Here is a 25,500-nt window from a genome sequence, read left to right as displayed (position 1 = left end):
GCCCGGCCACCTCACGTGACCGGGAAAGGGCCGGGCGATCGTCTGTGATCACCGCCAGGAGCCGCGGGCGGCCCGGCGGGTGATCAGGAGCGGGCGCCGTCCAGGCGACCCTCGGCGAGGAGGGCGGCAAGGTGGGGCAGGTCGTCGATCACCAGGTCGGCGGTGGCCGCCTCGGGGCGGTCGGCGTGCAGGTGGCCCCACGGGCCGCGGCGGAACAGGGCGGTGCGCAGGCCGGCCTCGCGGGCCGGGAGCACGTCGTTGTCCAGCCGGTCCCCCACGTACAGGATCTCGCCGGGCTCGCGGCCGGCGACCGCGACCACCTTGGCGAAGAAGTCCGGGTGGGGCTTGCTGACGCCCCATCCCGCCGAGGTGTGGACGGCGTCGACCGGCAGGTCCATCGCGACGAGCGCGTCGTAGGCCTGCGGCGGCTGGTTGCCCGCGATGATCAGCTCGTATCCGGCCGCGCGGAGCTGGGCGAGGCCGGGCCGCGCGTCGGGGTACAGGTCGCCGGCGTCGAAGTTCTCCCGCAGGCCGTCCGGGTCGTCCTCACGCCAGGCCTCCACCTCGGCCTCGACGTCCAGACCGGGGCGGACGATCTCGAACGCCTCACTGTAGGACCGGTCGAGCGCGGCCATCCCGCCGAGCACGCCGAGCATGGTGAAACGCGAGACCCCCAGCCGGTCGGCCCAGCGCGTCCAGATGCGGGTCTCGTCGATCAGCGTCTCCCCGACGTCGAACACCAGCGCGCGAATCACGACACTCCTCCCGTATGCGTGTGTCCGACCTTACTTGCCGGGGAAACGGCAGTGGCGTGGCGACCGCCGCGGCGCCACGCCACGTCTGCTCTCGCCCGGCGGCCCCGCTCAGGGCCGCCGGGCGACGTTCACCCGGCCTGACAGGAGACCGAGGGCCAGTTCCAGTTGCCGTTGTGCTGGATGGTGAGGCCGAAGTTGTTGCCGCTGCCGTTGGGCCTGGCGGTCATCACCTGGGCGCTGGGGAAGCTCGCGCTGGTGTTCCAGGTGGCGATGACCTTGGCGGGCGAGGGGATGTTCAGCGTGACGGTCCAGTTGCTGGAGCCGGAGACCGCGACGTTGAGGTTGTAGCGGTCGCTCCACGACTGGCCCGCCGAGAGGGTGGCGGTGCAGCTGCCGCCGCCGCTGGGCGGAGGGCTGGAGGGCGGAGGGCTGGAGGGGGTGCCGCCTCCGTCGGGCGCGACGGCCCGGCCGGTGGAGGGGGAGATCATGCCGGCGCACAGGTTGCGGCTGCGCAGGTTCGCGGCGATCTGCGAGATCGCCTGCACCGTCGTGGCGTACTGGTCGTGCATGAGGATGATCTGGCCGTTCTGCAACCGGCCGGCGGCCTGGACGATCTGGGCGGTGCTGGCGCCGTTCCAGTCCTGCGAGTCGACGTCCCAGATGATCTCGGTGAGGCCGAGCTGCTGCTCCACCGACTTCAGCGTGCCGTTGGTCTCTCCGTAGGGCGGGCGGAACAGCCGGGGCGCGGTGCCGGTGGCCTGCTGGATGGCCTGCTGGGTCCGCTGCAGCTCCGACTGGATCTGCGAGCTGCTCATCTGGGTCAGGTGCGGGTGGGTGTAGCTGTGGTTGCCGATCCACATTCCGGCGTCCCGCTGGGCCCGGACCAGTCCCTGGTTGTTCTGGGCGTTCTGCCCGATGTTGAAGAACGTGGCGCGCAGACCGTTGGACTTCAGGGTGTTCAGCAGGTTGTTGGTGTTGTTGGGGTTGGGTCCGTCGTCGTAGGTGAGGCCGACGTAGCCGGCGCTGCAGTCGGCGGCGCTGGCCGAGGACGACAGGCTCACGGCGAAGCTCGCGCCCAGGACGCAGGCGGCGACGGCGATGAGCAGTTTGCGGACACCGGACAGGCGCCCGCGAGTTCCGCCGAGGGGGGCGGCACTGTCGATCATGTCTGTTCCTCCACTGGAACGCTGATCGTCGACATGGCATGTGCGTACGGCGGCCGGCCTGCGCGCCATTCTGCGGACCGCCTCGAAACATGTCAATGAGATGAAGAAACATTTCAAGCGGCTTAACCGCTTAAGGAGGACATGACCTCATGAAACGCCGATGAAATTCTCGAAAGGTTTCGGCGCCCCGTCACCCTGGTTCGCGGTCAGGCGATGAGCTGGGCCATCGCCTTCTGGATGCGCTTGTCGGAGACGGGGTAAGGAGTGCCGAGGGTCTGGGCGAAGTAGCTGACCCTCAGCTCCTCCAGCATCCAGCGGATGTCGGTCACCGCCCGCTCCGAGCGCCGCGCCGGGGGCAGGCGGTCGACGGTCTCCTCGTAGGCCATGCGGATCTCGTCGAGCCTCAGCATGCGCTCGCGGTCGCGGTAGGGGTCGTCGGGCAGCTTCTCCAGCCGCCGCTCGACCGCCCGTAGGTACCGCTGCAGGTCGGGCAGGCGCGTGTAGCCGGTGGCGGTGACGAAGCCGGGGAAGACCAGCGACGACAGGTGCTCCTCGATCTCCTCCAGGATGTCCTGCGGGTCCTTCATGGGCGAGAGCGTCGCGCGGGCCTTCTGCCAGACGGCCAGGATGCGCTCGACCCTCGCCACCACCTCGGCCGTCGTGTCGTAGAGCTCGGCCCGCACGTGGTCGTGCACGCGTGTGAAGGCGGCCGCGCCCCACGCCGGGCCGCCGGCCTCGGCGATGAGCTTGTCGGCCGCGCAGGTGACGCAGTCTTCGAACAGCTCGGCGGCGTCGCGGTGCGGGCTGTGGCTCAGCGCGAGCTTCTGCTGGGTGGTGAGCCCGCGCAGGATGGCCTTGGCCGGCGAGGTGACGTTCAGCAGGACCAGCCGCCGCATGCCCGCCCACATCGCCGCGCGCTGCTCTTCCTCGGTCTCGAAGACGCGGACCGCGACGCTGCTCCCCTCGTCGACCAGCGCCGGGTAGGCCTTGATGCGCCCTTGCTCGAACAGCTTGGGCAGCTCGCCGAAGGTCCAGGAGCGCAGGCCCGTGCGTTCGAGGCTCTCGCCCGCGCGTGACAGCGTGGCGCGCAGCTTGGGCGCCAGCCGCCGCTTCAGCGCCGGGAGGTCCTTGTCCTCGGCGACCGTGCGCTTGCGCTCGTCCACGACCCGGTAGGTGACCCGCAGGTGGTCGGGCAGCCGGCTCGGGTCGAAGGCGTCCGGCTGCACCCGCACCCCGGTGAGGGCGAACAGCTCGCGGGCCACGGCCTCCGCCAGCGGCTCGCCGCCCGGCGTCACCCGCTCGAGCACGGCCTTGGCGTAGTTGGGGGCGGGGACGAAGTTGCGCCGGACGACCTTGGGCAGCGAGCGGATCAGCTCGGTGACGAGCTCCTCGCGAAGGCCCGGGATCTGCCAGTCGAACCCGTCGTCCTCGACCTGGTTGAGCACCTGGAGCGGGACGTGGACGGTGACGCCGTCGGCGTCGGCGCCGGGCTCGAACTGGTAGGTGAGCCGCATGCGCTGGCCGCCCTGCCGCCAGGCGTCGGGGTAGGCCTGCTGGAGGTCGCCGGCGTCCGCGCCCTGGTTGATCAGCATCTCTGCTGAGAAGGTCAGCAGGTCGGGCTCGTCCTGCTTCTTCCGCTTCCACCAGCTGTCGAAGTGGGCGGCCGACACGACGGTCTCGGGCACCCGCTTGTCGTAGAAGTCGAACAGCGTCTCGTCGTCCACCATGATGTCGCGGCGGCGGGCGCGGTTCTCCAGCTCCTCGACCTCCGACAGCAGCCGGCGGTTCTCCTTAAGGAAGCGGTGGTGGGTCTCCCAGTCGCCCTCGACCAGGGCGTGGCGGATGAACAGCTCACGCGACAGCTCGGGGTCCACCCGGCCATAGTTGATCTTCCGGTCGACCACGATCGGCACGCCGTACAGCGTGACCTTCTCGTAGGCCATGACCGCGCCCTGGTTCTTCTCCCAGTGCGGCTCGCTGTAGGTGCGCTTGACCAGGTGCTGCGCCAGCGGCTCGACCCACTCGGGCTCGATCTTGGCGACCACCCGCGCCCACAGCCGGGAGGTCTCCACCAGCTCGCCCGCCATCACCCACCGGGGCTGCTTGCGGAACAGCGCCGACCCCGGGAAGATCGCGAAGCGGGCGTTGCGGGCGCCGATGTACTCGCGCACCGGGCGCCGCCGCGGCCCCGCCTCGTTCTTGTCGGACTTCTCGACGTCCAGCACGCCGATGTGGGACAGCATGCCGGCCAACAGCGACACGTGGATCTGGTAGGGGTCGGGGCGCGTGGTGTTCAGCGTGACGCCGAGCCCCTTGGCGACCTGCTTGAGCTGGCTGTAGATGTCCTGCCACTCGCGTACGCGCAGGTAGTTGAGGTAGTCGGCCTTGCACATGCGCCGGAACTGGCTCGATGACAGCTCGCGCTGCTGCTCGCGCAGGTGGTCCCAGAGGGTGAGGTAGCTCAGGAAGTCCGACTCCTTGTCGGCGAACCTGGCGTGCTTCTGGTCGGCCTGGGCCTGCTTGTCGGCCGGGCGCTCGCGCGGGTCCTGGATGGACAGCGCCGCGGCGATGACCATGACCTCGGTGGCGCAGCCGTTGCCGTCCGCCGCCAGCACCATGCGCGCGAGCCTCGGGTCGATGGGAAGCTGGGCGAGCTTGCCGCCGATCGCCGTGAGCTTGCGGTGCTCGTCGAAGGCGCCCAGTTCCTGCAGCAGGTTGACGCCGTCCTTCACCTGCCGCTGGTCGGGCGGCTCGACGAACGGGAACGCCGCGATGTCGCCGAGGCCGAGCGAGGTCATCTGCAGGATGACCGAGGCGAGGTTGGTGCGCAGGATCTCGGGGTCGGTGAACTCCGGCCGGCCGAGGAAGTCCTCCTCGTCGTACAGCCGGATGCACACGCCGTCGGAGGTGCGGCCGCAACGGCCCTTGCGCTGGTTGGCCGACGCCTGCGAGATCGCCTCGATCGGCAGCCGCTGGACCTTCAGCCGGTGACTGTAGCGCGAGACGCGGGCGAAGCCGGGGTCGACCACGTACTTGATGCCCGGGACGGTGAGCGAGGTCTCGGCCACGTTGGTCGCCAGGACGACGCGCCGGCCCCGGTGGGCCTGGAAGACCCGGTGCTGCTCGCCGGCCGACAGCCGCGCGTACAGCGGGAGGACCTCCTCGGGCCGGCCCTTGAGCGCCTCGGCGGTGTCCCTGATCTCGCGCTCGCCGCTGAGGAAGACCAGGATGTCGCCCGGCCCCTCCCGGCACAGCTCGTCCACCGCCTCGACGATGGCCTGCGCCTGGTCCTCCTGGTCCTCGCGGATCGGGCGGTAGCGCACCTCGACGGGATAGGTGCGGCCGGAGACCTCGACGATCGGCGCGTCGCCGAAATGGCGGGAGAAGCGCGCGGGGTCGATGGTCGCCGAGGTGATGACGACCTTGAGGTCGGGCCGCTTGGGCAGGAGCTGCTTGAGGTAGCCCAGGATGAAGTCGATGTTGAGGCTGCGCTCGTGCGCCTCGTCGATGATCAGCGTGTCGTACCGGGACAGGAGCCGGTCGCGCTGCATCTCGGCGAGCAGGATGCCGTCGGTCATCAGCTTGACCAGCGTGTCGTCGCCGGAGTGGTCGGTGAAGCGCACCTTGTAGCCGACGGCGTCGCCGAGCGGGATGTCGAGTTCCTCGGCGATGCGCTCGGCCACGGTGCGGGCCGCGATGCGGCGCGGCTGGGTGTGACCGATCTGCCCCTTGACGCCCCGCCCGAGCTCCAGGCAGATCTTGGGGATCTGGGTGGTCTTGCCGGAGCCGGTCTCCCCCGCGACGATCACCACCTGGTGGTCGCGGAGCGCCTCCAGGATGTCGTCCTTGCGCCCGCTGACCGGCAGGTTCTCGGGATAGGTGAGAGCGGGCACCAGCGCCCGGCGGGCCGCGACCCGGGCCTCGGCCGCGTCGATCTCGGTGGCCACCTGGTCGGCGATGGAGCGCAGGGCCTTGCCGTCGCGCACGCGGCGCGCGCCGTCGATGCGGCGGCGCAGCCGGATCTCATCGCGCAGCATGAGCGCGGGCAGCCGCTCGCGCAGATCGGTCAGGGGCGATTTCAACGAAGACGTTCCCATGGTCGCTTTCCCGGCCGTCTCGTCGAACGACCGCCACCGGCAAGGATAAGCAACCTTCCCCGGCTCTCCGCCAACGGTTTACCGGCGCCCCGTACCCCGATTTCGCCCCTGCCCTCCCTGACCTGCGCTCTTACCCCTCTGCTTCCCCTCGGTGCGCCTTCCGCGAATCCCCGGCCCCGCCGGCGGCGACCACCTGCCGGCGGGACGCCGGGGTCAGCGGGCGGCGCGCAACAGCTCGCCGGGGGAGTCGTGGGTGTACTTGAGCGCCTTCTCCAGGCACACGATCGCGCCCTGGCGAGGCCGATTGATGAAGCGCACGTCGTCGGCCAGCGCGCGCATGATCTGCAGCCCCCGTCCGCCCTCGGCCATCGGCGGACGCTCCCCGATCTTGTCCGGGTCGAAGCCACCCCCGGTGTCCAGCACGGTGATCACGAACTTCTCCGACACGAGCTGCGCGCTGACGGTGTACTCGTCGCCGTCCGTGGCGTGCTTGATGACGTTGGAGCAGGCCTCGGTCAGCATCAGCAGGATGTCGTCCCTGATCTGTTGCTCGACGCCGAGCACCTCCAGCTCGGCCCCGAGGATCTGCCGGGTCACCGACACGCTCGCCGCATCGCGCGGCAAGCGCAATGCGATGGTCACCTCCATGATTTCTCCTTTCCGCCCACGTCACTAAAGGTGCCCCCAGGACAGGGGACAAACGCGGAAACGGAAGGTGATGAGGTCCGCGCCGCGGTCGGCGTCCGGTCATCCCTGCCCCGCGAACAATCTCCCCAGAGCCGGTCAGAACGATCGCCGGGACCGGCACGCGCGGATACCGGCCCGCGCGGGCCGCGCGCGGGGACCGGGGAGAGGTCCGCGCGGCCGGGGACGCGCGTGCGCGGCTGTGCGGGGCCGCGGCTCCCCCCGGGGCCGCGGCTGCGCGCGGGGTGGGTCAGCGGTGCGCGTGCGCGGCGGTCTCGGCGGCGAGCGCCGCCCCGATGATGCCCGCCTCGTTGAGCAGCGCCGCCGGCACGATGGGCGTCCCCGGCAGCTCGATCAGGGGCAGCCACTTGTCGGCCTTCTTGCTGACGCCGCCACCGACGATGATCAGCGACGGGGACAGCAGCATCTGGATGTGCTCCAGGTACCTCTGCACCCGTTCGGCCCAGTGCTCCCAGCTCAGGTCGTGCTTCTCCCTGGCGTGGTCGGAGGCGCGGCGCTCGGCCTCGTGGCCGTCGATCTCCAGGTGCCCGAACTCGGTGTTGGGGACCAGCAGCCCGTCCACGATCAGCGCGCTGCCGATGCCGGTGCCGAAGGTGAACATCGCCACCATCCCCGCCCGGCCGTGCCCGGCCCCGAACCTGGCCTCGGCCAGGCCCGCCGCGTCCGCGTCGTTGAGCACGGTGACGGGAAGGCCCGTCGCGTCGGCGAACAGCCCGCGCGCGTCCAGGCCGATCCAGGAGCGGTCGACGTTGGCCGCCGTCCTGGTCACCCCGTCCAGCACGACTCCGGGGAAGGTCACGCCGACCGGGCCGGTCCAGGCGAAGTGCTCCACGATCTGCCGGACGACGCCGGCGACCTCCTTCGGCGCCGAGGGGCTCGGCGTCGGCACCCGCAGGCGCTCGCGCGACAGCCTCCCGGCCGCCGTGTCGACGGGGGCGCCCTTGATGCCCGATCCGCCGATGTCGATTCCCAGCACGTCCATGTCCACTCCTCGTCGAGCCGTCATCGTCTTATTACCGCTATCGTGCGCATGATGCCGTACTTGCTCAGACCGCTGACGCTGCTGCTGTCCGCCGCGCTCGCCATGACCTGCCTGCCGGCCCCGCCCGCGCGGGCGTCCGCGGGCGCCCCTGAGGCGCGCCCCGTCCCCCGTGTACCGGCCGGCACGACCGCGGGCTACATGGTCTTCGACCGCACGACGCGCGCGACGACGCTCGCCCACAACATCCACGGCCGCTTCCGGTCGGCCTCCGTGGTCAAGATCCTCATCGCGCTGGACCACCTGCAGTCGCGCAGGCCGGGCCAGGCGATTCCCGCCGCCGACCAGCGGCTGCTCCGGGACATGTTGCGCTCCAGCGACGACGACGCGGCCTCGGAGTTCTGGCGGCGCGGCGGCCGGCGGGCGATCATCGACCGCATGGTGCGCCGGCTGGGCCTGCGGGACACCGAAGCGCCGCCCGCCTCCCGGCCGGGCTTCTGGGGCTACACCGCGCTCAGCGCCTCCGACGTCGTGCTGACCTACCGCTATCTGCTCGACCGGGCCGACCCGAAGATCCGCGATCTCATCCTCGGCCACCTGCGGCACGCCACGCGGTGCGCGAGCGACGACTTCGACCAGTACTTCGGCATCCCGCGCGCCGTGCCGCGGCCATGGGCCGTCAAGCAGGGCTGGTCCGGCTACGGCGCCACCCCGGCCGTGCGCTGCTCCGGCGCGCGCTCCACCGCCTCCGCCACCGCGTCCGGGGACGCCCTTCCCGCCACCGCGTCCGGGAACGCCTCCCCCGTCGCGGCTCCCGGGACCGCCGTCCCCGACGCGGCGACCGGGGCCGCCTCGGTGGCCGTCGCCGGGGTAACCGGTTCCACGGCGGCCGGCGCCACGGCGGTCGCGCCCGCGCGTCCGCCGGTGAACCTGCTCCGGCCGGTGCTGCACACCACCGGGCTGGTCGGCGCGGGCGACCGCCTGATCATCGTGGTGCTCACCCTCCAGCCGGCGGGCGCCTCCTACAGCGGCTCGGCCGCGCGGCTGACCACCCTGGCCAGGCAGGTCTACCTGGCCGGCCGCCCGCGCTGAGGGCCGTCGGTCCAGGTGCCGAGCACGGCGTCGAAGGGCTCGGTGTTCTCGTCGAACCTCCACCGCGCCGAGGTGTCCAGCGGGTCCAGGCGCCCGTGCCGGGGGTCGTCCCTGCCGACCACGAACGGGTCGGTCTGGGCGGGCGCGGCGTAGGCGTCGTCCGGCCGGCGGGAGGCGCCCGACGGCGCCTCGCGCCGGTAGGAGGAGGACCCCTCCCACTGGTGGGAGGACGCCGGCTCGGCCTGGTAGGAGGAGGCGGCCTCCGGCCGGTAGGACGACGGGGACGGGTCACGCGAGTAGGAGGACGGGCCCGGCTCCAGCGTGTAGGAGGACGGAGCGGCCGGCCATGTGTACGAGGGGGAGCCGGCGTCCGCCGGATACGAGGACGGGGCCGGGGTCCGCGCGTACCCGGACGATCCCGCGTCCCTCGACGATGACGACGCGGCGGAGTCCCGCGAGTACGAGGTCGACGCGGCCTCCCGGGTGTACGAAGACGCGGACTCTCGGGTGTACGAGATCGGGGCCGAGTCCCGCGAGTACGAGGCCGAAGCGGAGTCGCGCGAGTACGCGTCCGAAGCGGAGTCCCGCGAGTACGCGGTCGACGCGGCCTCCCGGCCGTACGAGGACGCGGCGGACTCCCGGGTGTACGAGGCCGAGGCGGAGTCCCGCGAGTACGAGGTCGACGCGGACTCCCGGGTGTACGAAGACGCGGCGGCCTCCCGGGTGTAGGAGGCCGGGGCCGGGTCCCGCGAGTACGAGGCCGAAGCGGTGTCCCGCGAGTACGCGGTCGACGCGGGCTCCCGGGTGTACGCGGTCGACGCGGTGTCCCGCGGGTAGGGGGCCGTGGTCTCGGAGAGGTAGGCGGCCGGGGCGATCGCGGACGGCGTCACGGCCGGCTCGGAGGAGTAGGACGAGTAGGTCAGCGGGTCCTTGGCCGCGGACGCCGGGGCGGCGTAGGCCTGCTGGTAGGAGGACCCCGCGCCGATGGCGGCGGCGGCCCGGCCGTTGCCCACCGAGAACAGGCACGCGTGCAGCCCGTCGATCAGGCGCTGCACGTCCTCGCGGGGCCGCACCGCGAGCCGCAGGAAGTCGCTGCTGGAGCCGAGCTTGTCGCCGCACTCGCGGACCAGCAGATTGTGGGCCGACAGCAGGTGCTCGCTGATCGCGCGGCCGTCCTTGCCCTCGGGCAGGCGCACCATCACGAAGTCCGCCTGCGAGGGGTACACCGTCACGCCGGGGAGCGTCGCGAGCCGCTGGGACATCGACCGGCGGTCCTCGGCGAGCGCGCGCAGGCTCTCCCGGTGGTCCCGCAGGTGCTCCCTGAGCAGGAACACCAGCGACTCGGCGCAGGAGTTGAGGTTCCACCGGGGCAGCACGGACCGGATCTTCCCCGCGAGCGCCGGGTTGGCGACCAGGTAGCCGAGGCGGGCGCCGGGCAGTCCGAGCGCCCGGTCCAGGCTCCGCAGCACGATCACGTTGGGCCTGATGGCGGCCTCGCCGGCGACGCCGGGGGCGGCCTCGGCGTCGACGAAGTCGGCCAGGGACTCGTCCACGACGATCAGGTCGAGGTCGGACAGGCCGTCCAGAAGCTCGACGACCCGCGTGCGGGACAGGTGGCCGCCGTCGGGGTCGTTGGGGGTGCAGATGACCGCGACCCGCGACCCGCGCCTGCGGACGAAGCGGGTGTAGGCCTCGGGGTCGAGCGCGAAGCCCTGGTCCTCCTGGAGGGGGAACATGTCGACGCGCTTGCCGGTGCCGAGCGGCTGCTCGGTCCACCGGCCGGGGGCCGGGATGGGCACGGCCAGGCTCTCCTGGACCAGCAGGTGGTCGATCCAGGTGATCAGCTCGCTGGTCCCGTTGCCCATCACGACCGTCTGCGGCTTGAGCCCGAGCACCGCGCAGAGCTCGGCGGCGACGGCGTCGGCGTCGGCCGGGTGGCGGCGCAGGACGGCGGCGGCGTCGCGTTCCAGCCGCTCGCACATCTCGGGCGTGGGGAAGTGCGGGTTGCGGGGGTGGCGGAAGTCCACCGGGGCGCCCTGGGCCCCGGTGGTCCCGCGCTGGTGCGAGAAGGACGACGGGCCGTTCGCCTCCGCGCGCAGCGGGCTGAGATCGGTGGAACCGGCCAACAGGGGTCTCCTCCATGACGGCGTGACGACGGGCGTCCGCGGGCACGACATCCCGAGGTACGCGGCCGGGAGGTCACGGGTTCATCCCCATTCCCGCGCGGCCTCGCCGTCGGCGGGGCCGCGCGGCCCGGCGGGCCACGGGTTCGGCGCAGCCCGCCGAATCACGGGTTCGACGCGGCCCGGCGATCACCGGTTCCGCCGATCACCGGTTCCGCCGATCATCGAGGCGGCCGATCACCGATTCGCCGATCAGCGGGCGACGGTCTCGCCCTCGGCCCGCGCCGCGCGCTCCGGGGCGACGGCGTCCGGGGCGTCCCCGCGGGGCTCCGCGGGGCCGTTCCCGTCGCCTGGGCCGTCGCCGTCCCCCGGGCCGTGCGCCTCGCCGGGGCCGTGGTCGTCCACGAAGGTGGCCTCGTCGAACGGGTCGCGTCCGGCCAGCACCTCCGTGGCGCGCTCACGGTCGAAGTCCTGCACCCACGTGCCGATCACCACGGTGGCCACCGCGTTGCCGGCGAAGTTGGTCAGCGCGCGGGCCTCGGACATGAACCGGTCGATGCCCACGATCAGGCCGACGCCGTCGACCAGTTCGGGCCGGTGGGACTGCAGCCCGCCGGCGAGCGTGGCCAGACCGGCCCCGGTGACGCCCGCCGCGCCCTTCGAGGCGATGATCATGAAGACGAGCAGGGAGATCTGCTCGCCGACCGACAGCGGGGCGCCGGTGGCGCTGGCGACGAACAGCGTGGCCATCGTGAGGTAGATGGCGGTGCCGTCGAGGTTGAAGGAGTAGCCGGTCGGCACGGTGATGCCGACGACGGCGCGGCTCACGCCGAGGTGCTCCATCTTGGCGATCAGGCGCGGCAGCGCCGACTCCGAGGAGGAGGTCGACAGGATCAGCAGGAACTCGCGGCCGAGGTAGCGCAGCAGGGTCAGCAGGTTGATCCTGGCGACCAGCCAGAGGATCGCCCCGAGGACGATGCCGACGAACAGCAGGCAGGTGAGGTAGAAGCCGCCCATGAGGATGGCGAGGCTGCGCAGGGCCTCCCACCCGCCCGCGCCGGCCACGGCGGCCATCGCGCCGAACGCGCCGACGGGCGCCGCCCACATGATCATGGCCAGGACGCGGAAGACGAGCCGCTGGACGTGCTCCAGGCCGCGCAGGATCGGCGTGCCGCGCGGGCCCATACGCTGGAGGGCGAAGCCGGTGAGCAGCGCGACCAGCAAGGTCTGCAGCACCTGGCCGCCGGTGAACGCCGAGACGAACGTGGTCGGGATGATGCCGATCAGGAACGAGACGCTGTCGCCGCTCTCACCGCCCTTGGCCGCCTGCTCCTCGCCCGCCTTGCGCAGGGCGTCGGTGAGCTGGAGCCCCTCGCCGGGGTGCAGCATGTTGCCGACGACCAGGCCGATCACCAGGGCGACGGTCGACATGACCAGGAAGTAGCCGATGGCCAGGCCGCCCACCTTGCCGACCTTGGCCGCCTGGGCGACCGAGCCGACGCCGAGGACGATGGTGCAGAAGATGATCGGGCTGATCATCATCTTGATCAGCGCCACGAAGGCCGTGCCGAGCGGCTTGAGCGCCACGCCCGTCTCGGGCGCGAGAAGTCCGATCAGGACGCCGGCGACCACCGCCACGATGACGGCGAGGTAGAGATAGCGGGTGGGGTCCCGGCGCGCCGGGGGTGAGGCCGTGATGGTCACTCGACGCTCCTTGTCTGTTCGTGCGCGTACGTTCGTACGGGTGGATGGGGGGTTCGATCGAGTGACTATGCGCCGAGTCAGTGACCTGGGTCACTATTGCGTACATTTCGTACGTTGCCGCTGTCGCACGGCAACGGCCCGGCGGCGTGCGCGGGCCACCTCGGGACCCGGCGGAGGTGAGGCCGTGACCGCGATCAGCTCCCGGCTGCGGGGCTGGAGCCTGGCGCGGCAGATGCTCGTGCTCCAGATCGTCGTCGTCGGGGTCACCGTGGCGGGCGGCACCGCCCTGGCCCTGCTGCACACCGGCCGGCTGATCGACGAGCAGGCCGCCTCCACCTCCAGGCGGATGGCGATCAGCGTGGCCGACTCCCCCACCGTGCTCGCCGCCCTGGACGACCCCGACCCCTCGGCCGTCCTGCAGCCCTACGCCGAGCGGGTCCGCCGCGAGGCCGGCATGGACTTCATCACGATCATGAGCACCGAGGGCCGCAGGTACAGCCATCCGAACCCGCGGCGGATCGGCGGGCGGTTCCTCGGCACGATCGCGCCCGCGCTGGCCGGGCGCACCTTCACCGAGACCTACACCGGCACGCTCGGCCCCTCGGTGCGGGCCGTCACGCCGGTGCGCGACGCCTCCGGCCGCGTCCGCGCGCTGGTGAGCGCCGGCATCTTCGTCGACAAGATCAGCGCCCAGCTCCGCGAGCAGATCGCGGCGGCGCTGCTGACCGGGGTGGTCGGCCTGTCCGCAGGCACCGCGGGCACCTACCTGGTGGGGGCGCGCCTGCGCCGTCACACGCACGGCCTGCGCTCCTCGGAGCTGAACCGCATGTACGAGCACCACAACGCGATCTTGCACGCGGTGCGCGAGGGGCTGCTGCTCATCGACGGCGAGCGCCGCCTGACGCTGGCCAACGACGGGGCGCGCGAGCTGCTCGGGCTGCCCGCGGACGCCGAGGGGCGGCCGATCGCCGAGCTCGGGCTGCCGCCGTCGCTGGCCGGGTCGCTGGCCTCCGGCGAGGACCGCGCGGACGACATCCACCTGACCGGCGACCGCGTGCTTGTGGTCAGCTCCGCGCAGGTGCGCTCGGGCGCGCGGCCGCTGGGCACGGTGGTGACGCTGCGCGACCACACCGAGCTGCAGGCGCTCACCGGCCAGCTCGACGCCGAGCGCGGCTTCGCCGAGTCGCTGCGCTCGGCCGCGCACGAGGCCGCCAACCGGCTGCACACCGTGGTCACCCTGGTGGAGCTCGGACGCGCCGAGCAGGCCGTCGCGTTCGCCACCGCCGAGCTCAAGACCGCCCAGCAGCTCACCGACCGCGTCGTCGGAGCCGTGCGCGAGCCGGTGCTGGCGGCGCTGCTGCTGGGCAAGACCGCCGAGGCCGCCGAGCGCGGCGTGGAGCTGGCGATCAGCCCGGACAGCGGGCTGGACGACGTCGCGCTCGACGGCCGCGACCTGGTGACCATCCTCGGCAACCTGGTGGACAACGCCGTGGAGGCCGCCATGACCGGCGCCGCCCCGGCCCGCGTGCGCGTTCACCTGCGCGCCGAGGACGGCGCCTTCCTGGTCCAGGTGAGAGACAGCGGGCCGGGCGTGGACGCGGCGGCCGTCGAGGACGTCTTCCGGCGGGGCTGGACCACCAAGGGCGACGGCCGCGGCCTGGGGCTGGCCATGACCGGCCAGGCGGTGCGCCGCCTCGGCGGCACGATCGAGATCGGCAGGGGCGGCGCGGACGGGGAGCCGGGCGAGGGCGCCGTGTTCACCGTCCGCCTGCCGCTCCCCGCGGTTCCGGGCGGTGCGGCGTGATCTCGGTGCTGATCGTCGAGGACGAGGAGCTCACCGCCGAGGCCAACCGCCTCTACGTCGAGCGGGTGCCCGGGTTCACGGTCGTGGGCGTGGCCCGCTCGGGCGGCGAGGCGCTGCGGTTCCTGCGGCGCCGCCCGGCCGACCTGGTGCTGCTGGACCTGTTCCTGCCCGACATGCACGGGCTGGACGTGTGCAGGACGCTGCGGGCGGCGGGGGTGTTCTGCGACGTCATCGCCGTCACCTCGGCGCGGGACCTGTCGGTGGTGCGCTCGGCGGTGTCGGTCGGGGTCGTGCAGTACCTGCTCAAGCCGTTCACCTTCGCCACGCTGAGCGAGAAGCTGCGGCACTACGCCGCCTTCCGCTCGTCCATGGACGGGGCGGGCGAGGTCAGCGGCCAGAGCGAGGTGGACAGGGCGCTGTCGGCGCTGCGCGGGACGGCGCGCACCGGCCTGCCCAAGGGAATGGCCGAGGCGACGCTGGAGGCGGTGGCGGGCGAGCTGCGCAGGACCCCCGGGGGGATGTCGGCGCAGGCGATGGGCACCGCGATCGGGGTCTCGCGGGTGACGGCCCGCCGCTACCTGGAGCATCTCGTCGGTAACGGCGTCGCGCGCCGGGTGCCCCAGTACGGCGGCCTGGGGCGGCCCGAGCTGCTGTACCAGATCACCTGATCTCAGGGGTGCGGCAGGCCGCGGGAGCGGTCCGCTCAGGACCTCGACGGCGGCCAGGCGTCTGACTGACCTCGTCAGGACCTGGCCAGTTCCTTGCTGATCCCGCTCGGTCCTTCGTACTCCTTGTCGGGAAGCCGGCGCAACGCGTCCATCGCCTGCTCGTCCGCGTTCTTCGACTTGGCGTGCTCGACGAGCTGTTCCTTGCTGGCCGGGTAGTCAACGCCGGACAGGAATTTCTGAACGTGGATGAAGTCCACCTGCGTCATGCTTCCTCCTTTGTCGCGAGGTAGTTCCTGTCCGTCGCGGAGATAGAGAAACCCGACATTCCACGTCGGCAAGCGAGACTGCCCGAATCTTTGCCGTCGAAACCGAATCGCATTCAACATTGTCCCGGCGGCCACGGAGGATGCTTGATACCATCTGTCCGAAATGACCCTATATAGCGCCCAGAAACCGTTCAGGCGCCGTAAACACCCAGCCCCTGACGTCGCCGGAATCACCGCGAACCCCTACTCGCCAGTAGGACCGAGCGGCCGGAGGCCCAGGCAGAGGCCGGGCCGGGGGGTGCCGCGACCCGGCAAAGTGTGTCAACCCTCGATTTTTCGCAATGTCATCGACATTGTAGCCTCGGTAAAGATCCACTGGTCAAGGTAGATAACTATGACAGTTATCACGAAAACAATAGTGACACTGGCATATGACGACTATGGGTCCGGTCACTAGGCACGGCTGGGGCTATCCGTAACTCTCCTCTTAGCGCCGAGCAGAACCGAGCGAAGAGAGGGGTGCGGGACGTGATCGACAGGTACGAGATCTATTGCCTCGCCGATCCACTGTTTTACGACACCCTTGACACTCAGCGTACAAAGTATCCCGACTTTCCCATATCGGGCAGAGAGGTGCCGGTCGGCTGGGAGCACCGCGCCACCGACACCTGGCTGCACTACGGGCCCGAGGACCGCTCCCTCCCCCTGCAGGGATGGAAGATCCACGTGTCCGCCTGTCTGGACGACGCCGAGAAGACGCTCGCCGCGATCTGGGACTACTGCGTGGGCCGCCGGCTCAGCTTCAAGTTCCTGCGCGGCCCCCGCGTGGTCATGATGCTCAACTCCAAGTACGCCGAGCGGGGCAGCAGCGGCAAGCTCGCCACCCTCTACCCGGCCGACGAGGCCGAGCTGGAGATCGTGCTCAAGGAGCTGGGCGAGCTGCTGCACGGCGTGCGCGGCCCGTACATCCTCAGCGACCTGCGCTACGGCGAGGGTCCCCTGTACGTGCGCTACGGCGGCTTCGCCGAACGCTACTGCCTGACCCCCAACCGGGACCGCGTCCTGGCGATCGCCGACGCGGACGGCACCCTGGTGCCCGACCGCCGGGGCCCCTCCTTCTCGCCGCCGTCGTGGGTGACCCTGCCGGACTTCCTCCGGCCGCACCTGGAAGCCCGCAACTCGGTGACGCTCGCCGGCCTGCCGTACGAGATCGAGAAGGTGCTGCACTTCTCCAACGGCGGCGGGGTGTACAAGGCGCGCGACACGCGCACCGACCGCCCGGTCGTCCTGAAGGAGGCCAGGCCGCACGCCGGGCTCGACGCCGCCGGCCGCGACGCGGTCGCCCGCCTGCGCCACGAGGCCGACATCCTGCGGCGCCTGGAAGGGCTCGACGTCGTGCCCGCGCTGCTCGACTACTTCACCCTGGGCGAGCACCACTTCCTGGTCCAGGAGTTCATCGACGGGACGACGCTCAGCCAGGAGTCGGTGCACCGGCACCCCCTGACCCGCGCCACGCTCACCCCCGAGGACGCCGCCGAGTACACCGAATGGGCGCTGGACATGCTGGCCCGGGTCGAACGGGCGGTGACCGCGCTGCACGAGCGCGGGGTCGTCTTCGGCGACCTGCACCCGTTCAACGTGCTGGTCGAGGACGACCGGGTCGTGCTGATCGACTTCGAGGTGGCCGGGCTGGCCGAGAACAACAGCCGGCCGACCCTCGCCCACCCGGGCTTCTGCCCGCCCCCGGACCGGCTCGGCATCGCGGCCGACCAGTACGCGCTGGCGTGCATGCGGCTGAACCTGTTCGCCCCGATGTCCACGGTGCTGATCCCTCTGCAGCGCGCCAAGGTCATCCACCTGGCCGAGCTGGTCGGCGACACCTTCCCGGTGCCGCGCGCCTTCGTCGAGGAGGCCGTGCGCACGATCCTCGGCGGCGACCCTGGCCAGGTCGCGGACCGCGCCTCCGCCGCACCGGAGGCGCCCGCGCCCGCGAACGGGGCCGCCGTGTCGCCCGCGGGGACCGCTCCCGCGCGCACGTCCTCCCCGGCCCACGACCTGGGCGCGATGCGCGAGCTGCCCCTGCCGGGCCGCGCCTCGTGGTCCGCGGTGCGGCAGGCGGCCCACCGCGCCATCCTGGCCTCCGCCACCCCCGGCCGCGCCGACCGGCTGTTCCCCGGCGACGCCGCGCAGTTCCAGCCGGGCGGCGGGCTCAACCTGGCCAACGGCGCCGCCGGCGTGCTGTACGCGCTCGCCCAGACCGGCGCCGGCCGGTTCCCCGAGTACGAGACCTGGCTGCGCGAGCGCGCCATGACGCCGCGGCCGGGCACCGGACTCGGCTTCTACGACGGCCTGCACGGCGTGGCCTACGCCTTCGAGGCGCTCGGCCGCAGGGATGACGCCCTGGAGCTGGTCACCCTGTGCCTGCGCGAGAAGTGGGAGCAGCTCGGCCAGAGCCTGTACGCCGGCCTGTCCGGCATGGGGCTCAACCTGCTGCACCTGGGCGAGGCGACCGGCGACCGCGAGCTGACCGGCGCCGCCCTGCGGATCGCCGACATGGTGGCCGGCCGCCTCGGCGCGGTCGACAGCGTGCCGGAGGTCAGCGGCAGCGGCAACCCGCACGCCGGGCTGATGCGCGGCTCGTCGGGCCCGGCCCTGCTGTTCCTGCGGGCGTACGAGACGACCGGCGACGCCGGGCTGCTGGACCACGCGAACGTCGCGCTGCGGCAGGACCTGCGGCGCTGCACCCACCGCTCCGACGGGCAGCTCCAGGTGCAGCAGGGCTGGCGGACCAACCCCTACCTGGACGAGGGCTCGGCCGGCATCGGCGTGGTGCTGGCCCGGTACCTGGCCCACCGCGAGGACGACGACCTGCGGCAGGCGCTGACCGACACCGGCCCGGTGGCGACCCTGGACTACTACGTGCAGTCGGGGCTGTTCGCCGGGCGGGCCGGCATGATCGCGGCGCTCGCCCTCGGGCTGCGGCCCGGCGTCGGGCCCACCTCGCCCGAGGTGAGCGGCCAGATCGCGCGGCTCGGCTGGCACGCCATGCCCTACGGCGGCGGGCTCGCCTTCCCCGGCAACCAGCTCCTGCGGCTGTCGATGGACCTGGCGACCGGCACCGCCGGCGTCCTGCTCGCACTGGGCACCGTGCTGCACGACCGGCCGGTGACCGTGCCTCTGATCTCCCCGTCCGGCGCTCCGGCCGGAACGGGGCTCCCTGCGACCACCACGGAAGGAGGTGATCGGTAATGGCTCTCCTCGACCTCCAGGAGATGGAGCTCGCCGGCGGCCACGGCGGCGGCGGCAGCAACCTGAGCCTCGTCGGGTGCACCCCCCACGAGAACAGCAGCCTCAGCATCCTGTGTGGCTGATCCCCCAAACCCTCCAAGCACCACGAAAGGGCGTGACTCGAATGGCGCTTCTCGACCTGCAGGACATGGAGATCCCCACCGGCGGTGGCGGCGGCGGCAGCAACCTGAGCCTCGTGGGCTGCACGCCCCACGAGAACAGCAGCCTCAGCATCCTCTGCGGCTGATCCCCCAAACCCTCCAAGCACCACGAAAGGGCGTGACTCGAATGGCGCTTCTCGACCTGCAGGACATGGAGATCCCCGGCGGCCACGGCGGCGGCGGCAGCAACCTGAGCCTCGTGGGGTGCACCCCCCACGAGAACAGCAGCCTCAGCATCCTCTGCGGCTGATATCGGCTGATATCTGAGCCAGTGCCTGGGGCGGCCCTCATCCGGCCGCTCCAGGCCTGACCATTCCCGCACGACACGGAGGGGAAACCTTTGCCACGCCGGACGGGGTCGGACGGGCTTCTCTTCGAGGTGCTCCGCCGCAGCGGCCGGTGGCCCGCCGTGTACGCCGTCACCGCGCTGTCCGGCGCCGTCGTGGAGCTGCTGCTCCCGGCCGCACTGGGTGGCGCGGTGGACGTCCTGGTCACCCCCGGCGGCTCCCCCGATGCCACCGGCCCCTCATCTTCGGGGGTTCTCGCCCTGACCGGCGGCCCCCTGCTGCACTGCGTCCTGCTCGTCGCCGCGCTGGTGGCCTGCGACGCCGTGGCCGTGTTCGCGGCCGGCGCCGGCGGAGCCCAAGCCGCGCGCGGGCTGCGCCTGCGAGTCGTGCGGCACATGCTCGGCGTCGGCCCGGCCATCTCCCGGCGCTTCTCCGCGGGCGACCTGGTCACCCGGGCGGGCGGCAACGCCGAGGAGGTCGGCGCGGCCCCCGAGGCCCTCATCACCGCCGTGGCGCTGCTCGTTCCCGCGGCCGGCTCGCTGGTCGCGCTCGCGCTCATCGACCCCTGGCCCGCGGTGGCCTTCGTGGCGGGCCTCGCCCTGATCGGGCTCGTGCTTCGCGCGTTCCTCCGCGAGACCACCGCCGTCGCCGGCGGATACCAGCAGGCGCAGAGCGACATCGCCTCCCGGCTGATCGACGCGCTGTCGGGGGCGCGCACCATCGCCGCGGCCGGCACCGAGGACCTGGAGGTGCGCCGCGTGCTCCAGCCGCTGCCGCGCCTGCGCGCCAGCGGCATGGCCCTGTGGCGGGTCAACGCCCGCGCCGGGGTGCAGGCGGCCATCGTCGTGCCGCTGCTGGAGATCGCCGTCATCGGGGTGAGCGGCTTCCGGCTGGCCGCCGGCGCGATGAGCGTCGGAGACCTGTTCGCCGCGGCCCGCTACGCCGTGCTGGGCGCCGGCATCGGCTCGGCGCTCGGGTACCTGAACCGCCTCGCCCGCGCCCGTTCGGCGGCCCGGCGCGTCAGCGAGGTCCTCGACCGGCCGGCGACGGCCTACGGCGAGGCCCGCCTGCGCCCCCCGGCCGGCCCCTGCTCCGGGCTCTTCGAGGACGAGGACACGGGCGCCCTGACGGGGGACGGCGCGCCGGACGAGCGCGGCCGGCTGGAGCTGCGCGGCGTGAGCGTGCGCGTGGACGGGCGTCCCGCGCTGCGCGACATCGGCCTGACCGTGCCGGGCGGCGCCACGCTCGCCGTGGTCGGCAGGTCGGGCAGCGGCAAGTCGCTGCTCGCCGCCGTCGCCGGGCGGCTGGTGGACCCCGACGAGGGCGAGGTGCTGCTCGACGGGGTGCCGCTGCGGCGGCTGCAGCGCGCCGCCCTGCGCGGGGCCGTCGGCTACGCCTTCGAGCGGCCGGTGCTCTTCGGCTCCACGCTGGCCGAGGCGATCGCCGTGGGCCGCCCGGAGGGCCTGGCCAGGGACGCCGCCCGGGACGCCGCGGCCGACCCCTTCATCCGCAAGCTCCCCCGCTCCTACGCCACCCCGGTCGACGAGGCCCCCATGTCGGGCGGCGAGCGCCAGCGCGTCGGGCTGGCCAGGGCCTTCGCGCACGGCGGCCGGCTGCTGATCCTGGACGACGCCACCTCCAGCCTGGACACCGTCACCGAGTACCAGGTGGCGCGGGCGCTCACCGAGAAGCTGCGCGACCGCACCAGAGTGATCGTCGCGCACCGGGCCACGACGGCGGCGCGCGCCGACCTGGTCGTCTGGCTGGAGGACGGGCGGATCCGGGGACGCGGCAGCCACGAGACGTTGTGGCGCGACCCCGCCTACCGCGCCGTCTTCCAGACCCCCGACCCCGCCGCCTCCCGCCGAGACGAGGCCACCCGCCCCACCGCGCCCCCGGCCTCCGCTGAGGGAGGACGGCCGTCGGGCGCCGGTCCGTCCTCCGCCTCGCGGGGCGCGGAGGGCGTTCCGGTGGCGGAGCGGGCATGAGCGTCCGGGAGCCGCTGTGGCGGGCGGTGCGCGCGCGCCCGCGCCACCTGGCGCGGCTGCTCGGCTGGTCGTTCGCCGAGGCCGCGCCGTCGTTCGTCTCGGGCCAGGCGGTCGCGCGCGCCCTGGACGACGGGTTCGCCGCCGGGCGTCCGGTGACCGGTCTCGGCTGGCTGGCCGTGCTGGCCGCCGCCTGGCTGGCCGCGGCGCTCGGCGCGCGGCAGGTGCTGCTGGCGATCGGGGGGATCGTCGAGCCGTTCCGGGACGACCTGCTGCGCCGCGTCGTCGACGGCACCCTGCACCGGGCCGCGGCCTCGGGCCTGCGACCCGACAGCGCCGCGGTGGCCCGGCTGAACCGCCAGGTGGAGCTGGCCCGCGACGCGTTCGGCGCCGTGATCGCCGTGGTCAGGTCGTTCCTGTTCTCGGTGGCCGGCGTGGCGCTCGGCGTGCTGACGCTGATGGGCGCGGTGCTGCCGCTGGTGCTGCTGCCGCTGGCCGCGGGGCTCGTGCTGTTCGCGCTCTCGCTGCCCGCGATGGCCCGGGCGCAGCGCGAGCTCATCCTGGCCGAGGAGCGGACCGCCTCGTCGCTGGCGGCCATGGTGGACGGGCTGCGGGACGTCACCGCGTGCGGGGCCGAGGACCGCGTGGCGGACCGGGTCGGGGTGGACGTCGAGCGCCAGGCCCGGGTCGCCCGCACGCTGGCCGGGCTCACGGCCGTGCGCACCGTCTCGCTCGCGGTGGGCGGGTGGCTGCCCGTCCTGCTGGTGCTGCTCGCCACGCCGTCGCTGGTGCGGCAGGGCGCGACCGCCGGGGTGATCCTGGGCACGCTGACCTACGTCGCGCAGTCGCTCACCCCCGCCCTGGGCAGCCTGGTGCAGGGAGCGGGGGTCAACGGCGTGCGCCTGGTGACGGCGCTCCAGCGCATCGCGGCGACCAGCGACCGGCCCCCGGCGGCGGCGACCCGCCGCACGGGCGGGCCGGAGGGCGTGGAGCTGCGTCTTCAGGGGGTGAGGTTCGCCTACGGACCGGGCGCCGACCCGGTGGTCGCCGACCTGGACCTGACGGTGGTCGAGGGCGACCACCTGGCCGTCGTGGGGCCGAGCGGCATCGGCAAGTCGACGGTGGCGGCGCTGGTGGCCGGCGTCCTGCGCCCGGACGCCGGGCGGGTGCTCATCGGCGGGGTGGCGGTCGGGGAGATGGACCGCGCCGCCATGTGCCGGGCACGGGTCCTGATCCCGCAGGAGGCGTACGTGTTCCGCGGCACGCTGCGCGACAACCTGACCTACCTGGCGGACGGCCGGTCCCGGGGGGAGCACGCGGAACCGGCGGAGCTCGCGGAGCTCACGGAGCACGCGGAGCTCACGGAGCACGCGGAGCTCGACCGGGCGGTGGAGGCGGTCGGCATGACCGAGCTGGCCCGGAGGCTGGGCGGCTACGACGCCGAGGTGGACCCGGGCGAGCTGTCGTCGGGAGAGCGCCAGCTCATCGCGCTCACCCGCGCCTACCTGTCGCCCGCGCGGCTGGTTCTGCTCGACGAGGCGACCTGCCACCTCGACCCGGCGGCCGAGGCGCGGGCCGAGGAGGCGTTCGCCGCGCGCGGCGGGACGCTCATCGTGATCGCCCACCGGCTCACCTCGGCCCTGCGCGCGAAGCGGGTGCTGGTCATGGACGGCGCGCGGGCGCGGGCCGGGACGCACGAGGAGATGGTCGCCGCCTCGGAGCTCTACCGGGACCTGATGGGCCGGTGGTCGGCTCCGGTGGGCGCGCACGCCCGGCACTGACACGCCGATAATCAGACATTTGCCATAAATAACCATATATCTCCCTATTTACGGGTACGTGCTCACTTACGCCGGTTGTGCCTTCCTATTCGGCGACGCAGGCCAGTCCTGCTGGAACGGAGGCAACGAGGTGAGCACACAGATGAACCAGACCAAGACCCAGGCGCCCGACGTCACGACCGCCCGGCCGATGACGCATCGGGGCAACGCCGAACTCGTCAGCGAACACGGCAGGACGACCATCGCCGACACCGTGGTGGCCAAGATCGCGGGCATGGCGGCCCGCCAGGTGTCCGGCGTGTACGCCATGGGTGCGGGCATGTCCCGGGCGCTGGGCGCGGTACGCGAGGCCCTCACCGGGGGCGGCGGCACGGCCAGCACGCAGGGTGTCGCGGTCGAGGTCGGCGAGCGCCAGGCCGCGGCCGATCTGGACGTGATCGTCGAGTACGGGGTGTCCATTCCCGACCTCGCGGCCGGCGTGCGCCGCAACGTGATCGACGCCGTGGAGAACATGTGCGGCCTGGAGGTCACCGAGGTCAACATCACCGTGGACGACCTCCACCTGCCCGGCGAGGAGACCGGCGAGCCCCAGGAGGCGCGGGTCCGATGACACCGCCCACGGGCGTCCGCGAGAAGCCCGAGGTGGAGCGGCTGGCGGACCGCATCGCCCAGGCGGTGGAAGGCTGCCCGGACGTCGCCTCCCTCGCGGGAGGCCCGGTGGCGACCTACCTGGCCGGGCGGACGGTCGCCGGGATCGCCGTGCGGGACGCCGAGGTGGAGGTGGCCGTGGTCGTCCGGTACGGCCGGCCGCTCACCGAGGTCGCCGCCGAGGTGCGCTCCGCGGTCGAACCGCTGGTGCCCGGTCTGCCGGTCCACGTCCGCATAGACGACATCACCCTGCCCGGCCAGGAGGCCCTGACCGGCGAGGAATCCGCCGCCCCGCCGGCCGCGCGGGCCGATGCCGCCACGGAGGAGACCGCCCGCCCCGCCAAGGGCGAGGCGCACCGGCCCGCCGGCAAGGCGGACGGCCCCGCGGGAGACGAGGGGGGCCGTTCCGCCCAGGGCGAGGCGGGCCATGCCCCAGGAGCGGGTGGCGGCCGGCGGCGGGCGCCGCCGCGCAGCGATCGCTCAGAGACAGGAGAAGGTGAGCGAGATGGATGACAACCGTCTGTGGCCCGCGGTCGGCCTGCTGTTCGGGGCCGCGCTCGGGTTCGCCGTGGTGGTCGGCGGCCTCACGGCGTTCCTCGTCGTACTCGTGCTCGGCGTGCTGGGGTTCCTGGTGGGCCGGGCGCTGACCGGCGAGCTGGACATGAGCGGCCTGCTGGGCGGCCGGAGACGCACATGAACACCGGGCCGGGCCGGCCGTCGCCGGCTCAGGACCCGATGGCGCCCGGCGGCGCCGGGACGGCCGCGCCTCCCGCCGAGGGGCGCAGCGCCGCAGGCGCGAGCACCGGACCCGCGTCCGCGGGCGCCGTCGCGTCCCCGGAGGGCCGCGGGCACACCGGCATCACCGACCGCGTGCTCGAACGCGTCGCCGCATGCGCGGTGCGCGAGGTGGAGCAGGTCGGCGGGGCGGCGCCCCGGATGCTCGGCGTGCCGCTCGGACGGGACGCAGGGCGGGCGGACCCCCGGGTCAGCGGGCATGTGGAGGGCCGGATGGCCATCGTGCGGGTCACCCTGTCGGTGGCCTACCCCGCGCCGATCCGCCAGGTCGTCCACCGCGTGCGCGAGCACGTCGTCAGCCGGGTCAGGGAGCTGACCGGCCTGGAGGCACGGCAGGTGGACATCGACGTCACCCGCCTGATCCACCCGGACGAACCGGGGAGGCGGGTGCGATGACCACCACACCGGGCCCGGGCGACCCCGCCTCCCGGCCCTCCGGAGAGGGGCCGGTCCACGAGCCCGCCACCGGCGGACCGCCCCACGAGGCGGCCGCCGAAGGCATGCCACGGGAGACCCACGAGGCCACCACGGAGGGCATGCCGCCGCAGGACCAGGCCGTAAGCCCCCCGCCGCACGAGCACGCGGGCCCGCCGGCGATGACCGGTGTGGTCGGGCGCGACCGTGAGGCGGCGCCCGCCGACCGGGCCCGGCGCAGGGCGGCGGCGCGGGCGTTCCGATCGCACCGGACGCTTCCCGCGACCCTGGTCGCGCTCCTGCTGGCGGCGGCCGGCATCGTCACCATGGTCGGCGCGGTGACGGCGGCGGCCCGCACCCGCGCGGGGCTGCCCGCGCTGACCTGGCTGGCTCCGCTCGGCCGGGCGCGCTGGGACGACCCGATGGCGCTCACGACCGCGGCCGTGGCCGGCCTGCTCGGCATCGTGCTGCTGATCGCCGCGTTCAAGCCCGGACGGCCCCGGCTGGTCGCACTGGCGTCGGAGGACCCGCAGACGGTCACCGGCATCACCCGGTCCGGCCTGCGCCGCCACCTGGCCGCCGTCGCGGCGGCGGTGGACGGCGTCTCCCGCGCCCGGGTACGCCTGCGGCGGCGCGCCGCGGAGGTGACGGTCGCGACGCCGCTGCGCGACCCCGGCGAGCTGCCGGGCGAGGTCGGCCAGGCCGTCGAGGGCCGCCTGGCCGAGCTGCGGCCACTGCGGCCGATGCGCGTACGGGTCGCCGTACGCCGGAAGGGGGGATGA

At 73.2% G+C, this 25,500-nt stretch carries 22 protein-coding genes; 14 read left to right on the top strand and 8 right to left on the bottom strand.

The genetic code is table 11. The features are described from left to right. Positions 1–83: 83 nt before the first annotated feature. The 5 genes from ACFQSB_RS03185 to ppgK all read right to left on the bottom strand — a co-directional run bounded on the left by ACFQSB_RS03185 (position 84) and on the right by ppgK (position 7,705). On the bottom strand, positions 84–755 hold the full coding sequence (locus ACFQSB_RS03185; RefSeq protein WP_380824128.1) for an HAD family hydrolase: 672 nt from the start codon (positions 753–755) through the stop codon (positions 84–86). Positions 756–883: 128 nt separating this feature from the next. Next, entirely contained in the window at positions 884–1,921 is a 1,038-nt protein-coding gene (locus ACFQSB_RS03180; RefSeq protein ID WP_380824127.1) for a polysaccharide deacetylase family protein, read from the bottom strand. A 206-nt stretch (positions 1,922–2,127) separates the two neighbouring features. Then, a complete protein-coding gene (gene hrpA / locus ACFQSB_RS03175; RefSeq protein WP_380824126.1) occupies positions 2,128–6,018 on the bottom strand; it encodes an ATP-dependent RNA helicase HrpA in 3,891 nt (1,296 codons plus the stop codon). Between the two features lie 213 nt (positions 6,019–6,231). Beyond that, on the bottom strand, positions 6,232–6,666 hold the full coding sequence (locus ACFQSB_RS03170; protein ID WP_380824125.1) for an ATP-binding protein: 435 nt from the start codon (positions 6,664–6,666) through the stop codon (positions 6,232–6,234). A 286-nt stretch (positions 6,667–6,952) separates the two neighbouring features. Beyond that, positions 6,953–7,705, bottom strand: a complete 753-nt coding sequence (ppgK, locus tag ACFQSB_RS03165) for a polyphosphate--glucose phosphotransferase (RefSeq protein WP_380824124.1) — start codon at positions 7,703–7,705, stop codon at positions 6,953–6,955. Between the two features lie 51 nt (positions 7,706–7,756). Between ppgK and ACFQSB_RS03160 the strand changes: the two genes are divergently transcribed. Further along, positions 7,757–8,794: a hypothetical protein gene (locus ACFQSB_RS03160; protein ID WP_380824123.1), complete on the top strand. Its 1,038-nt coding sequence runs from the start codon at positions 7,757–7,759 to the stop codon at positions 8,792–8,794. Here ACFQSB_RS03160 and ACFQSB_RS03155 read toward each other — a convergent pair. Next, complete coding sequence (locus tag ACFQSB_RS03155; RefSeq protein WP_380824122.1) at positions 8,770–10,920, bottom strand: aminotransferase class I/II-fold pyridoxal phosphate-dependent enzyme; 2,151 nt, start codon at positions 10,918–10,920, stop codon at positions 8,770–8,772. The two genes, ACFQSB_RS03160 and ACFQSB_RS03155, sit on opposite strands and share 25 nt — an antisense overlap. 249 nt (positions 10,921–11,169) lie before the next feature. After that, positions 11,170–12,621 (bottom strand): cation:dicarboxylate symporter family transporter, encoded by a 1,452-nt coding sequence (locus ACFQSB_RS03150; RefSeq protein WP_380824121.1) that lies wholly within the window; start codon positions 12,619–12,621, stop codon positions 11,170–11,172. A gap of 184 nt (positions 12,622–12,805) precedes the next feature. Here ACFQSB_RS03150 and ACFQSB_RS03145 point away from each other — a divergent pair, with 184 nt between their 5' ends. Continuing rightward, positions 12,806–14,425 (top strand): ATP-binding protein, encoded by a 1,620-nt coding sequence (locus tag ACFQSB_RS03145; protein WP_380824120.1) that lies wholly within the window; start codon positions 12,806–12,808, stop codon positions 14,423–14,425. After that, positions 14,422–15,093 (top strand): response regulator, encoded by a 672-nt coding sequence (locus ACFQSB_RS03140; RefSeq protein WP_354851328.1) that lies wholly within the window; start codon positions 14,422–14,424, stop codon positions 15,091–15,093. Before ACFQSB_RS03145 ends, ACFQSB_RS03140 begins: the two co-directional genes overlap by 4 nt. Positions 15,094–15,167: 74 nt before the next feature. On the opposite strand, the gene ACFQSB_RS03135 is transcribed toward ACFQSB_RS03140, so the two are convergent. Then, positions 15,168–15,359 carry a DUF2795 domain-containing protein gene (locus tag ACFQSB_RS03135; RefSeq protein WP_380824119.1) on the bottom strand — a complete coding sequence of 64 codons (192 nt, stop codon included), beginning with the start codon at positions 15,357–15,359 and terminating at the stop codon, positions 15,168–15,170. Between the two features lie 519 nt (positions 15,360–15,878). Between ACFQSB_RS03135 and lanKC the strand changes: the two genes are divergently transcribed. The 11 genes from lanKC (at position 15,879) to ACFQSB_RS03080 (ending at position 25,500) form a co-directional block, all read left to right on the top strand. Next, positions 15,879–18,608 (top strand): class III lanthionine synthetase LanKC, encoded by a 2,730-nt coding sequence (gene lanKC / locus ACFQSB_RS03130; RefSeq protein WP_380824118.1) that lies wholly within the window; start codon positions 15,879–15,881, stop codon positions 18,606–18,608. Continuing rightward, positions 18,608–18,730, top strand: coding sequence for a SapB/AmfS family lanthipeptide (locus ACFQSB_RS03125; protein WP_354851318.1), 123 nt, complete (start codon positions 18,608–18,610; stop codon positions 18,728–18,730). The genes lanKC and ACFQSB_RS03125 overlap by 1 nt, the downstream gene beginning before the upstream one ends. 41 nt (positions 18,731–18,771) lie before the next feature. Continuing rightward, positions 18,772–18,894 (top strand): SapB/AmfS family lanthipeptide, encoded by a 123-nt coding sequence (locus ACFQSB_RS03120; RefSeq protein ID WP_380824511.1) that lies wholly within the window; start codon positions 18,772–18,774, stop codon positions 18,892–18,894. Positions 18,895–18,935: 41 nt separating this feature from the next. Beyond that, positions 18,936–19,058, top strand: coding sequence for a SapB/AmfS family lanthipeptide (locus ACFQSB_RS03115; RefSeq protein WP_354851312.1), 123 nt, complete (start codon positions 18,936–18,938; stop codon positions 19,056–19,058). 90 nt (positions 19,059–19,148) lie between these two features. Continuing rightward, entirely contained in the window at positions 19,149–21,083 is a 1,935-nt protein-coding gene (locus tag ACFQSB_RS03110; RefSeq protein WP_380824117.1) for an ABC transporter ATP-binding protein, read from the top strand. After that, entirely contained in the window at positions 21,080–22,861 is a 1,782-nt protein-coding gene (locus tag ACFQSB_RS03105) for an ATP-binding cassette domain-containing protein (protein WP_380824116.1), read from the top strand. Before ACFQSB_RS03110 ends, ACFQSB_RS03105 begins: the two co-directional genes overlap by 4 nt. A gap of 142 nt (positions 22,862–23,003) precedes the next feature. Beyond that, positions 23,004–23,471, top strand: a complete 468-nt coding sequence (locus tag ACFQSB_RS03100) for an Asp23/Gls24 family envelope stress response protein (RefSeq protein WP_354851391.1) — start codon at positions 23,004–23,006, stop codon at positions 23,469–23,471. After that, the gene (locus ACFQSB_RS03095; protein WP_380824115.1) at positions 23,468–24,022 is read left to right on the top strand and encodes a hypothetical protein; all 555 of its coding nucleotides are present in this window, start codon (positions 23,468–23,470) and stop codon (positions 24,020–24,022) included. The genes ACFQSB_RS03100 and ACFQSB_RS03095 overlap by 4 nt, the downstream gene beginning before the upstream one ends. Continuing rightward, positions 24,015–24,206 (top strand): hypothetical protein, encoded by a 192-nt coding sequence (locus ACFQSB_RS03090; protein ID WP_354851397.1) that lies wholly within the window; start codon positions 24,015–24,017, stop codon positions 24,204–24,206. The genes ACFQSB_RS03095 and ACFQSB_RS03090 overlap by 8 nt, the downstream gene beginning before the upstream one ends. Further along, positions 24,203–24,700 carry an Asp23/Gls24 family envelope stress response protein gene (locus ACFQSB_RS03085; protein ID WP_380824114.1) on the top strand — a complete coding sequence of 166 codons (498 nt, stop codon included), beginning with the start codon at positions 24,203–24,205 and terminating at the stop codon, positions 24,698–24,700. Before ACFQSB_RS03090 ends, ACFQSB_RS03085 begins: the two co-directional genes overlap by 4 nt. Beyond that, positions 24,697–25,500, top strand: coding sequence for a DUF6286 domain-containing protein (locus ACFQSB_RS03080; RefSeq protein WP_380824113.1), 804 nt, complete (start codon positions 24,697–24,699; stop codon positions 25,498–25,500). Before ACFQSB_RS03085 ends, ACFQSB_RS03080 begins: the two co-directional genes overlap by 4 nt.

Source organism: Sphaerisporangium rhizosphaerae (assembly GCF_042665155.1).
GTDB classification, from domain to species: domain Bacteria; phylum Actinomycetota; class Actinomycetes; order Streptosporangiales; family Streptosporangiaceae; genus Sphaerisporangium; species Sphaerisporangium rhizosphaerae.
This window is presented reverse-complemented; position numbering and strand designations above follow the sequence as displayed.